The following is a 13,412-nucleotide window of genomic DNA, read 5'->3' as shown; positions in this document are numbered from 1 at the left end:
CCCCTCTCGACGGCGGTGCATTTCCGGCCGGCGGGACCGCCCGGGGCCTCCCTACATTCTGCCAGTTGGGCCGAAGGGGCGGCGCGCTCGTCGGCGGCGCGCCCCATCGGCGCGCCTCAACCCAACGCTCCTCACGGTGAAGGCGGTGCGGCTCCCTCCTTCTCCACAGAGCCCTTCTTCTTCCTCCGCATCATCACGACCGCCGCCAGCGCCGCCGCCACGAGCGCCACCGCCGCGACGGCGCCCACCACAGCCCCGGTCTGCAGGCCCTCCGCCGGCCTGCTGTAGCTCACGCTCCTTGTCAGCTCCGCCTCGTTCCCCGCGGGGTCCGTTGAGCTCACGACGAATGTGTTCTTGCCCTCCTGCAGTTTGAACTCCCTCTCAAAGCTCCCGTCGGCTCGGACATCCACCCTCTCGCCGTTGATTTTCACGACGGCGCCGGGCTCGGCCCTGCCCCGGATCACTACCCTGTCACCTTTCGGCGAGAGCTCCTCGAGCTCCAGCAGGCTCCTCGTGTCGACCTCGACCTCCAGAGAGGCCGCGGGCTCTCGGTTCCCGAGATTGTCCACGCTGTAGTACTCGACCCTGTGCCTCCCGTCGTTTGTGTGGTCCTCGGGCGCCGGTATCCTGACGACGGTCCCGCAGACCCAGCCCTCCTCCGGCCCTCCGGAGGGGTCGATTCTGTAGTAGGTGGCCGCTACTCCGCTCAGCGCGTCCTGGGCCGTCAGCTCGATTGTGATGTCGGTCCTCTGCGGCCCTGAGGGCGCAACGGCGGTTGTCTTTGGCGGCTCATTGTCCACGACGAGCCTCTGCCTCTTCTCCTTCTCTTCATTGAGCAGATAATCCACGCTCCTGTAGCGCAGGGTGTGCGCGCCCGACTTGGTCATCTTTATCGGGTCCGTGAATGGGTCCATGCCCCCCTCCTGCAGGGAATATTCCGTCCGCTCCACGCCGACGCCGCCGTCCTTCGCAACGAGCGATATCTCCGTTCTCGAGGTGATGTAGACCGCATCTTCACCCATATAGTTTGGACCGTTGAATTCGAGCGATGTGATGGGCGCATCGCCGTCCACGAAGAACCAGACCGCGGCGGGCTCCTCGCGGTTCCCCGCGAGGTCCACGCTCCAGTAGGTGAGGTTGTGGTGGCCCCCGGCGCCCTCCGTGATGCTCCCAGTGTACTCCTCCTGCGTTCTCTCGTCTATTCTGTAGAAGGTCCTCTCCACGCCAGAGTAGCCGTCGCAGGCGGTGATGTTTATCAGCGTGTCAGGCCTGATGTAGACCGGCATCTGGCCGTACTTCGGATTCCCGAACCTGACCGAGCTCTTCGGAGCCGTCATGTCGACCCTCACCCTCACGATGTCCCTCTCCTCCGGCGGCTCCTGCACATTCCCGGCCCTGTCGGTTGCGATGCTGTAGAAGGCGTAGGCGTGGCCGTCCTCGCCCGTGAAGTCGGCCGATGTGTTTTTCGCCCCCCTCAGCCATATCTCAAAGCTTCCGCCGTCGACAGCGGAGTAGATATCGTAGCTCTTGATTCCGGAGACCGCGTCCTCCCCCGACCAGCTCACCCTGATGGTGGCGCAGCACTGGAAGGGCTCCAGCGGGGCGACGCGCGAGGTCGGTGGAGTGGCGTCGACCGTGGTGCTGGCCTCGGGCTCCGATTTCGTGGCCTCGCGGTTCCCGCTCCGGTCCACGGCGATGGAATAGAAGGAGTAGCTGTGGCCGTCCTCGCCCTCGTAAACTCCTGAGGTCGCGTTAGTCCCGTCAAGCCAGACTCCGAAGGGCCCGCCGTCCTCTGATACGAATATGTAATACCTGTCGATTCCGGAGGAGTCGTCGGTGCCGCTCCAAGAGACCGTGAAGCTCACCGAATTCGAGAACTCACGGAGCTTGTTCACTCTGGAGAGTGGGGGCGTTGTGTCCGAGAGGAGCTTCCAAGTCTCGGACCACGGGCCGCTCCCCCAGCCGTCGCTCGCGCGCACCCTCCAGTAGAACGGCCCGCCCAGGAGCTCCTTCGCTACCTCGTGCTCTGTGGATGGTATCCCGCTTATGTCAACCTCGAGCGTGCCGAATTCGGGCGACCTCGAGACCTGCAGCTGGTAAGTGACTGGCTCGCCCTCGGGGTCCGCCACGGCCTCCCATCTGAAAACGGGCCTCACGGGCCCTGCTGTGTTGTCCCCGGGCTCCAGAAGACCCGGCGCCGGGGGCCGGAGGTTGGTGTACTTCCTTCCCGCCTGAATCGTCCCGGAGCCGGACCGGTCCTCCGCACAGAATATCTTGACCGTTCCACCGTTCGTCGTGCTGAGGGTGTTTTTTATCCTGCCGCGGGCGTCGATGGAGCCCGTGACGGTGACCTTCTGGCCCCAGAGCAGGACGCCGCCGCCCGCGCCCCCCCCGCCCCTGCCGCCGGTGCCGCTGATGTCCGCGCCGCCCATGCCCCCCCCGCCGCCGGTCGTGCTCACCGAGCCGGCGACAAGGATGTCCCCGTCGGAGACGAGCGCGACGGCTCCTCCCCCCGCACCCCCGCCGCCCCCTCCGCCCCACCCGGACTTGAGCGACGCGCCGCCCAGGTTCGAGCTGCCCCCGCCGCCTCCGCTGCCCATGACGATGCTGGTGTCGTTGGTCTTGTCCCCGTTGACTCCCGCGACCATGTAGCCCCCGTCGTTCCCGTCGGCTGGAGTCTGGCCCTGCGACTGGCCGCCCTTGCCCCCGGCCGGCCCCGCCCCGTTCCCTCCTGTAGAGTATCCGTTCCCCGGACTGCCCCCGCATCCTCCGCCGCCCCCTCCGCCGCCGTCCCCGCCCGCGACTGTCCCGCTGGGGTCGAAGAAGCCCGCCCCTCCACCTCCGCCGCCGCCGAAGCCGCTCCCGCCCGCGCCGCCCTGATAGCCCCCCGTGACCGAGTTTCCGCCCCTCCCGCCGCCGGCCTCGGTCCCGGGCTCCCCGGCCGTCCCCTGCGTGCCTCCGGCACCTCCGGCGCCCCCGTTGCTCCCGCCGCCTCCCCCGCCGTCCTTCCTGCTCATGTCGCCCGCCCCGCCCTTCCCGCCGCTCCCGCCGCTGCCGCCCGCGCCCGCCCTCTCCGAGGCGCCGCCGCCCCCGCCGTATCCCCTTCCGTCGGCCACTATCGCCCCCGTGGAGCCGACGATTATCCACCTCGCCTTGAGCCAGACCATACCCGTGCTCGTGTTGGAGCCGTCGTAGGGCTTCACCTTCAGCGTCCCGTTTATCTGGACGGAATTGGAGTAGGTGTGGCAGCCGCAGAGCTCGTATACCTCCCCAGCGGGAATGATGAGGTTTTCGGAATTGTCGATGACGGCCCTAGGGCCAGCGCCCCAAGAGCCACCGCCGCTAGCGCCCGTCGGGGCGGGCAGGAGCATTAGAAAAATCAGTCCGATCGCGAGGAACCTCTTTAGAGCGGTTTCGAGCTTTTCGAACATACGCTCCACGGATTAAAATTAAAGGTATTAAATGATTTTGGTGCATTTAATTCACATGAATTCACATGTTCACATGATTTAATATGGGGAAATCTGCTCCGCCAGTAAACGCCAGAACAATCAGTCGGCCCTCAGAGCCCACTCGCTCCAAAATTGAGCGCATCAACCTGAGCGAATCAACCCCACTGCGTTACCAAGGCCCGGGCTGGGATACGAAGAGCGTTGCGAATAGGCCGGAAAGAGACCCCGCACTACGATGTCGTCCACCACCACGAGCGCAAAGGCAGCCGGCCGTTTAGCGCCCGGCTCATGGACTGTCCAATCCCCGGCTCGCAGTGAGAGCCCCGGAGGGTTCCGGCGGCCGTGTGCACCTAAGAGACTCGCTTTGACGGTACTAAGCCATCGTCTCGGGGCTTGCGATTCTCTTGGCAGCCCTTCCGTTACTGGCTTGAGGCGCAGTTGCCGGGGCTCGCGAAGTCTTGCTCAGTGAAGTTTTCAAAGAGGCGTTTGTCGCGAAGGCATAGAGCGGTTGGACAAGGAAGAGTGTCCCTAAAAATCGTAATGACCAGAAAGGACGAGAAAAAGAGCCTGAGCAAACGCTGCCTTTGGATATCGGAGGACGGGAGCGACATCAGCTCGCCGGCACTCAAGCGGGGGCTCGGGGGCGATACGTGCAAACGAGAGTTGGAGAAGTCGAAGGCAACGGTGCTGGCGGTGGTTTTTAACAACTCGCGATGCCGGGTCAGAAGAGCCTCCTCACCTTCACCCCCAGCGCCTCGAGCTTCTCGAAGCCCTTGCGGGTGAGGAAATAGAGGGTCTGGTTTTCGCGCTTCTGCTTGATGAGCCACCCCTGCTTGACAAGAACCTCGACGAGGAGGCCGCACAGGGTAAGGGAGTTGATGGGCCTCGGTATATAGTCGTCATCGTGCGCAGGGCGCGTGGCGTCGAAATCCCCCTCCTCTGCCCATTCCTCCGCCATCTCCAAATCCCGTCTCGGGGATTGGCTTCGCCAAATATAACTTTATCTCCGGCGCGCGCTGGAGTAGGATACTTATTAATATCCCGCCGGGGAATTAAGAAGAGGGGTTACGATGGACAGGCGCAAGCGATTTTTGGTTCTCCTCCTCATCTTAGCCATCGGCCTCCCTCCAACTCCCATCGGAGGCGCGGGAGGAGCAGATGAGAGCTCTGAGGCCACGAGTCGCTCCGGAGGGCTCCAGCTCCTCGCGGAGCTCGAAAGCGAGCTCCGCATTCCTCCGGGTTCACACTACGCCGCCTCCTATGACCCCGCCTCCGGCTCCTTCACCGAGCTCACGCCCAGCCCCCCTCTCACCGATAAGGCCCTCAGAGCCCTCGCTCTCGCTCCCGATTGGCTCAGGTCTCCACTAGAGCGCCAGTTCAGGGAGCTCGGGAGCTCGATGGACTCATATGCAGACGTGATTCTCGGTCTGCAGGACCTGAGGCTCTTGGACGAGGTCGCTTTCTCGATCGCATTCACATCGCCGGAAATTCTGAAACACCCGCAATTCAATCCAGCCCTGCTCGTCGAGAACGCCGCCTCGGTCTATGCCGCGGACCCGGTTCTCCCTTATGTGGAGCTGACGGAGAAGGGGGGCCGCACCACCGTGACCTATGTGAACGCTACGGGCTCGCCGGTCGAGCTGCCCGATGAGCTCTACTACTGGTACATCGTCCACCCGAGGCTGAGCGACGAGATGCCGGCCTACATCAGCCCCTCAAGCGGCCAGTTCGCCCCTCCGCCAACGGGTAGGTTCTGGAGGGACTACCTCCTCAACCACGCCGACCCCGGCTACCCGCTCCTCAGGGACGCCCTATCCTGCTGCACGAGGCTCTGGGGAGGCCTGAAGAACACCATAGAGGGGAACGGCGCTGTCGGAGCCATTACAAAGTGGGTGCAGGACGTCATGGACTTCGGCAGCGACTCCGAGCGCCCGATTCAGCCCGTCAGGATATACGCGAAGCATTTGGGCAGGTGCGGGGAGCACGAGGACCTGACCGCGGCGGCGGCGAGGGCGGCGCTGGTTCCGTGCATCGGGGCCGAGGACCTCGCTGAGGACCACGTATGGAACGAATTCTGGGACGGAAGGTGGGTCCAGTGGGAGCCCGTGAACACCTACATAGACTTCCCAGAGAGCTACGCGGGCTGGGGGAAGAGGTTTCCATCGGTCAACGCCCCGAGGGGCGACGCCTTCGTCTGGCCCCTGACGGCCCACTACACCTCCGTCTGCAGGCTCACTGTGCAGGTCAGGGACGCGCGCGGGAGGCCCGTGGACGGCGCGACGGTGTGGCTCGGTTGCGAGGTCCAGGGCAACCCGTCCTACAGGTTCGTCGCCACATGGAATTCGACGGACTCGCTGGGCCGGGCTGGCTTCGAGGTTGGAAAAAATCTCACTCTCTACGCAAGGGTGGACAGCGAGGGGCTCCGGGGCTACCCGACCGCTCAGGCCGGGAGCACGGGAATGAACCCCTATGTTCTGTTCGCTTCGGATGTGGTCATGGTGGGGGCCGCGCCCCTACCGGAATGTCTTGTATTCAACATCAGCCTCGGCGCCTCCGCGCCAGACCCGCGTGAGGGGGTCCGTGAGACCGCCCCTCCCGGCGGGAATTACAGGCTCGAGCTCCGGCTCGAGGCTCTGGAGTCGGACGTGAGGGGCCGGAGCGCCTTCGGCCAGCACTACTACCTGACCGGCGAGCCGATGCCCCTGCTGGCCTTCATCACCGATGAATACGACGGCTTCAACAGGAGCCTGAGCTGCGGGGCCTGCTGTGTCCTCGAGGGGACTGAGCTCTGCGCGTCCGCGGAGCTGCCCTCCCCCAACTGGACTCTCGTTGTGGTCAATGGGGCCCTTTCAACATACACGAAGGTGCGAATCGCGACCAAGCTCATGGTCCGGCCCTACATAACGATTCTAAGTCCCCGGGAAGGCTCACTAGTCTCCGGAGGCTCCACCGTCCGCGTCGAGGGAGAGGCCGACGCCGCTTCCATCGCCTCTGTCGAGCTCAGCGTGGACGGCGGCGAGAGCTGGCTGCCCGCATCACGCTCAGGCGTGATGTGGTGGCTCGACTGGAACACCTCCGGCCTCCCGAGCTGCGAGCGCAAAATTCTCGCGCGGCTGAGGCACGGCGGCGGCGAGCTGGTAAGCGAGGCCCTGAGCGTCAGAATAGACGCGGACGACCCGGAGGTGACGATCGAGTGCGCGCCGGTTTTGAGGGGCGGGGAGAGCCACACCATTCAGGGCGATTATTCTGACAATACGGGGGTCAGGGAGCTTTGGATGCGCATAGAGGGCCCAGGCCTCGCCGGAGGCTGGGTCAAGCTAGATATTGCCGGGCCGAGCGGGAGCTGGAGAGTTTCGCTGGAAACTGCCGCGATGTGCCCCGGCACCTTCAGGGCGTCGGTCAGGGCCGTCGACCTCGCGGGAAGGGAGGGCGTCGCCTCTAAATTGTTCACCCTCGACTTCGAGCCGCCCGTAGTTTTCATCGAGACCTCCGGGACCTTCCCGGACGGCGCGGAAGTTCTGCTGACGGGGGAAGCAATGGACGAAGTGCTCCTCCGGTGCGTGGTGGTTGTGGCCGGAGGGACGGATTTAGAGGCAGATATCGAGGGCCAGCGCTGGAGCGCCCTCTGGAACACCTCGGGCCTCTCCTCTGGAGTTTATACAATAACAGCGACCGCGGAGGACGCCGCTGGCTGGAGCTCGAGCGCCTCCGGGTCGATAAAAATAGACGCGGACCCGCCGGAGATTCGCATCGAGCTCCCCCAGCAGGCCGAGGCCGGCTCGCAGGTGCTGATAAGGGGGACCATCCGGGACTCGTCGGGAATCAGGCTGGCGGAGCTTAGCACGGACGGAGTGAACTGGAGCGAGCTCGAGCCCGATGGAGGGGAGTGGGAGTATCTTTGGGACACTTCCGGCCTTGCCCCCGGGCGATGGGAGGTCGTGGTCCGGGGCTGGGACGATGTAAACAAGAGTGCCGAAAGTCGTGCCTGGATAGAGCTCGTCGACACCACGCCGCCCGTCGTGCGGGTCTCGGCCCCTACGAATATTGAGGCCGGAACGGTATTTCTCGTCAGGGCAGTTGTGGAGGAGAGGCACGGGCTGGCCAAGGTCGAGCTCAGCGCGGCCGGCCTCGGGCCATGGCCCATGGAGCTCAAGGGCGACAGGTACTGCGTCGAGCTGAACTCCTCCGTCCTCCCACTCGGGAGGGTCGTCCTCAAGGTCAGGGCCGTGGACCTCGCGGGCAACGAGGCTCTCGAGACGGGGACCGTAGCAGTGCTCGACACAACCCCTCCCGAGATTCAGATAATAGAGTTCTGGGTAGAGAAAGGGAGGCTGGTGGCGAGCGGTCTGGCGAGGGACAATCACAGAATAAGGAGCGTCGAGCACCGTTTGGACGGAGGCCCCTGGGGCCCGGCTGCTCTGGAGAACGGCACATGGAGCCTGACCATCGCCGCCCCCGGCCCCGGGCCTCACAGAATCGAGCTGAGGGCTAGAGACGAAGCGGGAAGGGAGGCAATCACTTTCCGCGACTTCACCATCGAGCACCCCCGGGAGGAGGTGCCGGGAGTCGGCCCGTGGCCCCTCGCGGCCTCCGCCGGCCTTTTAGTCGCCTTAATCGGCGCCGGCTTCGTCCTCCTCAGGCGCAGGAATGGCGGAGGGGTGGGCGCTGGCGGCGAAGGGGAGGGGGGAAATGGCGGGGGGGCTGGAGCTGTGATAAATAAAAGATGATGCACTATGCACCATATGCACACGCGCATATGCCCATAAACATAATGCACATTGACATATGCACAATTCTGTACACATATTTTTATATACATATATAAAAATGTGAATTGTGGAATAGGATGGCATTGAAGGTCGGGACGCCGGTGACCCACTGGGCGATAGCGCTAGCTCTCGCAGTCCTGCTCGCGTGCCCCAGTCCGAGCATCGCGTTATCGGGGGATGGGCTCAGGAAAGCGGAGGACTCGCCCAAGCTTCTCCTCGAGTGCGGTGCCTTCGACCCCCTGAGCTCCCCGCCCCCGATTCCGGACGACCTTAAGGTGGATGACAGCGATGGATATTTCATCGTCCAGCTCGCGGGTCCCGTCCTGCAGGAGTGGAGGGAGGAGCTCGAGGCCCTCGGGGTCGTAGTATTCAGGTACCTGCCGGAATACGCGTTTATCGTCAGAATGACGCCCCTCCAGAGGCTACTGGTCTCCGCGCTGGACTTCGTCAGGTGGGTCGGCCCGTTCCACCCGGGCTACAGAATCTCGCCCCGTCTGGCCGGGGAGAGCGGGGAGCTGACGATGAGCGTCCTTTTCCTCGAGAGGGCGGAAGAGCTCGAGGCGCGCATCAGGGCGATGGGGGTCGATATTATTTCGGGGGACCGGTTCGCGATTCGGGTCAGGGCCGACGTGGGGATGGCGAGGTGCCTGGCCTTCCTGCCGGGAGTCGAGTGGGTCGAGCCATTTCACGGCGCCACCCTGCTGAACAACAACGCAGCAAGAATAATCGGGGCGCGGCAGGCAAACGACGGCCCCTTCCTCAACGACGGCACGAGCCTCTGGAGCTACAACGCCGGGTCATTTGAGGGGGTGACGGGAAAGGACGTGATTGTGGCTGTGGCGGACACGGGCGTCGACGGGAACCACGTTGACTTCTCCAATAAAAAGGTCTGGTTCAAGAGCTACTTCGGCGGCGCGGATTGGACCGACAGTCAGGGCCACGGGACGCACGTCTCAGGCTCGGTTCTGGGCACGGGAGCGGGTCAGGGCGGGCGCTACGCGGGCATGGCTCCGGAGGCGATGCTCATCGGCCTGCAGGCGATATCTGGAACGATTGCAAACGAGGCCGCGAGCGCCCAGACGCTCAAGGACGCGCAGGACCACGGCGCCGACATCTGCACCAACAGCTGGGGAGACCCGACCGCCCACGGAACCTACGGTGCTATGGCCATAGCCTACGACACCGCGGTTCGTGACTGCGACCCCTCGGAGCCCGGGAACCAGAGCATGATCGTCCTCTTTGGAGCGGGCAATGAGGCTTTCACGGGCATCCGCGAGCCCGCGACGGCGAAGAATGTGATCACCGTGGGCGCGACCGGCAACAACGTCGGCCTCGACCCGGACCAGATCGCGAGCTTCAGCAGCAACGGCCCAACGAACGATGGCCGCCGGAAGCCGGACGTCATGGCACCCGGCCTTCAGGTCACCTCCTGCGCCGCCGGAACTGTCAACGGCTACAGGGCCGCGGACGGGACCAGCATGTCCACACCGATTACCGCGGGCGCGGCCGCGCTCGTCGTCCAATACTACAGGGACAAATTCAACCACACACCCAGCCCTGCGCTGATGAAGGCCCTTCTGGCCAACGGGGCCCAGCCGATGGCGCCCCAGTACCCCTACCCGGGCAATGGGCAGGGCTGGGGGAGAATCAACATCACCCGAACCCTCCTAAGCGGCCCGAGCTACGAAATCTTCTGGGAGGACGAGACGGTCCCCCTGCAGACAACCGAGGAGCAGCTCTATAACGTGAATGTCGTCTCCTCCTCCTCGCCATTCAAGGTGATGCTCGCCTGGACCGACCCCCCGGGCGCGCCCGCGGCGGAGAAAAAACTCGTCAACGACCTGGACCTAGTGGTTCTCAGCCCGACGGGAGCGACCTATTACGGCAACAACTTCACCGGCGGCCAGTCCGTGCCCGGCGGGAGCCCGGACGACAGGAACAATCTGGAGGGTTTCTATCTCAAAGCACCTTCGCCCGGAACATGGGTCGTCAAGGTCAGGGCCAAAAATGTACCCTCGGGTCCGCAGGACTACGCCATCGTGGTCTCTGGAGACATCAGCGTGAGCCCGGACTTCGTTGACCTGATGGTTGTCTCGGGCCCGGAGCTCTCCACTGACGAGCCGGTCGAGGGCGACGAGATTCTGTTCAACGCCACCATAAGGAACAACGGAACCCTGCCCGCAATCGGAGCCCACTACAGGATAATGGTCAACAACATTCTGGTCAGCAACGTCACCGTTCCGGAAATCCCCGAGAATACGAGCCTGCAGGTATCGGCGAGGTGGATCGCGACGCGCGGTAAGTACCTCGTCAGGCTCGAGCTCGACCCCCTAAACCTGATTCGGGAGAGGAACGAGACCAACAACAGCGCTAGTGTGAATATCGAGGTTCTCTACAGGAGCCTGATGGTCATCACGAGCGCGGAGAGGCGCGATGTGGACCCCGGAGCGCCCGCGGTTTTCTATCTGGATGTGAAGAACGCGGGCACCGCAAACGACAGCTACTCCCTCGAGCTCACGGGCCCCGGGCCGCCGCCCGGATGGAATGAGAGCCTCAACGCCACGGCCCTGACACTCCGCAGGAGCTCCTCCGCGTCCGTCAATCTGACGGTCCGACCCCCGGCGAACGCAACCGTTGGCGAGAACTACACCACGCAGGTGGTTGTGAGGTCGCTGGCCAACTCCAGCCTCAGCCAGACGCTCAACCTGACGACTGTGGTCAGGCAGGTGTTCGGTATGGAGTTCAACATGAGCTCGCCGGCTGAGAACTGGGTGGAGGGGGGGCAGGAATTCTGCGCGAGCTTTTCCATTAAAAACTCGGGCAACGGGAGGGACTTCTACAACCTGAGCTGGAGGCCGGTCGGGAGGAGCCCCGGCTGGCCCGTGAACCTCTCAGCAGGCGAGCTCGTCCTCGGCGCCAGAGAGGAGGCGAGCGTTTCCCTCAGGGTCGATGTCCCGCGGGAAGCTTTCGCCAACGACAGCATGGTTGTTGAGGTGACCGCGACCTCCTCGCAGGGCGAGAGACAGAGCCATAGAATCAGAATCTCGGTCCTCCAGATATTTGGAACGGAGCTCAGCATATTCGGAATCACCGACAGGGTCGAGCCCGGCAGGACACTTAACTACACCCTGACCCTCATCAACACCGGCAACGGGAATGACACCGTTTTCCTCAAGGCCTCCGGCCCGCCCGGCTGGTTCCTCACGTTGCAGCGCAGCGCCGTTCTGCTCCCGCCAAGGGGCGAGGCGACCGTCGAGCTCTCCGTGACATGCCCAGCCGGCCACCTCTCCGGCCAGTACCGGATGAATGTCACAGCCACCGGCTCGGGGGGTAACGTCGCCGTCCTTGAGCACAACATCACCGTCAATCAGAACTACAAGGTCAGTCTCAACGCCCTGCAAAAGGGGTCTGCGGTCTATGGGGGCGAGGCGGCCAACTTCACACTCCTCGTGGGCAATCTGGGCAACGGGAACGACACCATCGAGCTCTCGTGCGTGGAGCTCATCTACGACTGGTCCGTGGCTTTCGATATGCCCAACGTGACCCTCGCCCCGGGCGAGTTCGCGGAGGTCAATGTGACCGTGCTCACTTCTAACTTCACACCGGAGGGCAACTACACCGTGAAATTCAGGGCGGTCTCGACGGGGAGGTCGGTGGTTCAGAACCAGACTGCTGTGACTGTCGAGATTCTAAAGCTCCCGGAGCCCCCTCCCCCACCCCCCCCACCGCCCCCGCAACCGCCCGTCACACCCATTGAGACCGGCGGAGGGATACCGGTCTGGCTCATCATCCTAATTTTCGTCGTGGTTGCCGCGGCCGGCGCCGGCGCCGTTTACGCGCGGATAAGGAAGAGGAGAGTCTCCGGTCCAGTGTCCGGAGCCGTCGAGGAGCCGCCTGCAGAGGCCCTGCCTCTCGACACCGAGCCGGCCCCCCAGCCAGAGGCGGCTCGGACGGCTGGAGCAGAAATATACCTCGCGGGCGGCTGGGGAGAGGTCTCGCCTCGATACGACCAGACCCCATCAGAGCAGAGAGCCGTGGAGGCCAGTCCGCCGTATCCAGAGGAGCTCCAGCACCCGCCGGGCCCCCTGTACCTCAGGGTGGAGGAGGAGAGGGAGGAGCAGGAAGCTCCGGAGGGCTCAGAGGCTCCAACAGGCCCCAGATACCTCCCGCCCGACTGGCAGCCGGAGGCCGCGCCGGAGCCTGCGCGGGTGCCCTCGTCCGAGGAGGCTCATTCACCTGCGCCCGGGCCTCAGCCCCCCGCTTCGGCCCCGGGAACAGAGTCCGAGCTCGAGCAGCTCCTCCGGAGGCTTCAGGAGCTGAAGAAACAAAATTGAGGCGGTGAGCAGCTGAGCGCCCAACAGCCCCCACGACGCTTCCCCCTCCTCCTGCCCGATTCATCAAGGGAGGCGATGAGGGTCCCCCTCGGGCCCATTGTCGACGCGCAAGAGCTTCCCGGACTGCTGGGAAAAGCCCGCCCACTGGTAACCGTGGGCGACGTCGTCACCTCCACCCTGCTGGCCGCCGGCATCCGCCCCGAGCTTGCGGTCTTCGATTTCAAGACGAAGCGGAAGGAGAGGGTTGGGCTAGAATTCTTTCTCGAGAGGGCCGGTGGAGAGGTGCTGCGCGCCCCCAATCCCGCGGGCACGCTCACCCAGGAGCTATGGAGCGCAATCGAGAGGGGCATTCGGCTCGCACAAGAGGGTAGGAGCGCCTGTGTGGTTGTTGAGGGCGAAGAGGACCTAGCGGCGATTCCCGCGATTCTACTCGCACCCGATGGTGCTGTCGTCCTTTACGGAATGCCCGGTAAGGGTGTGGTGGTCGTGCGTGTGGACGGGACGAGCCGGGCGAGGGCTCGTGGGCTGCTGGAGCTGTTGGTTCCTGGAGAACGAGATTCTTCCGCGGGTGATTGAGGGTCTGGAGCTTTATCTCGTCCTGTGCCCGCACGCTGGACACATTGGCCACTCGGGCTCAAGCGCCTCGCCGCACGAGGGGCACCTTAGACCGCCGCTCGGCCTTTTCGCTTGCCCCTCCGCAACCGCGGCTCTCCCCCCAGCCCGGCCCGCTACCCCTCCCCCAACTCCTCCCAGCGCCGCCCTCGCCTCCATCGCAAACTGCATCGCCGCCTCCCCGTCGCCTTCCTTGATGAAATCGCGAGCGAGCTCGAGCGTCTCCATTGCGCCCGAGACTTGCG

The 13,412-nt window shown here is 64.3% G+C and carries 6 protein-coding genes; 3 read left to right on the top strand and 3 right to left on the bottom strand.

From position 1 onward, the window contains the following. Positions 1-131 precede the first annotated feature (131 nt). Both QW379_08965 and QW379_08960 read right to left on the bottom strand, forming a co-directional pair. Positions 132-3,431 (bottom strand): hypothetical protein, encoded by a 3,300-nt coding sequence (locus QW379_08965; GenBank protein ID MEM2870526.1) that lies wholly within the window; start codon positions 3,429-3,431, stop codon positions 132-134. Between the two features lie 742 nt (positions 3,432-4,173). After that, positions 4,174-4,416 (bottom strand): hypothetical protein, encoded by a 243-nt coding sequence (locus QW379_08960; protein MEM2870525.1) that lies wholly within the window; start codon positions 4,414-4,416, stop codon positions 4,174-4,176. A gap of 106 nt (positions 4,417-4,522) precedes the next feature. On the opposite strand from QW379_08960, the gene QW379_08955 reads away from it, so the two are divergent. The 3 genes from QW379_08955 (at position 4,523) to QW379_08945 (ending at position 13,131) form a co-directional block, all read left to right on the top strand. Then, entirely contained in the window at positions 4,523-8,179 is a 3,657-nt protein-coding gene (locus QW379_08955) for an Ig-like domain-containing protein (GenBank protein MEM2870524.1), read from the top strand. A gap of 119 nt (positions 8,180-8,298) precedes the next feature. Further along, positions 8,299-12,555 (top strand): S8 family serine peptidase, encoded by a 4,257-nt coding sequence (locus QW379_08950; GenBank protein ID MEM2870523.1) that lies wholly within the window; start codon positions 8,299-8,301, stop codon positions 12,553-12,555. A 75-nt stretch (positions 12,556-12,630) separates the two neighbouring features. Beyond that, on the top strand, positions 12,631-13,131 hold the full coding sequence (locus QW379_08945; GenBank protein ID MEM2870522.1) for a GTP-dependent dephospho-CoA kinase family protein: 501 nt from the start codon (positions 12,631-12,633) through the stop codon (positions 13,129-13,131). A 12-nt stretch (positions 13,132-13,143) separates the two neighbouring features. On the opposite strand, the gene QW379_08940 is transcribed toward QW379_08945, so the two are convergent. After that, the coding region (locus QW379_08940; protein ID MEM2870521.1) for a zinc ribbon domain-containing protein at positions 13,144-13,412 on the bottom strand (269 nt) is incomplete at its 5' end.

It is taken from the genome of Thermoplasmata archaeon, from assembly GCA_038851035.1.
Classification (GTDB): domain Archaea; phylum Thermoplasmatota; class DTKX01; order VGTL01; family VGTL01; genus JAWCLH01.
The sequence above is the reverse complement of the archived record's forward strand: the minus strand, read 5'-3'. Positions and strand labels throughout refer to the sequence as shown.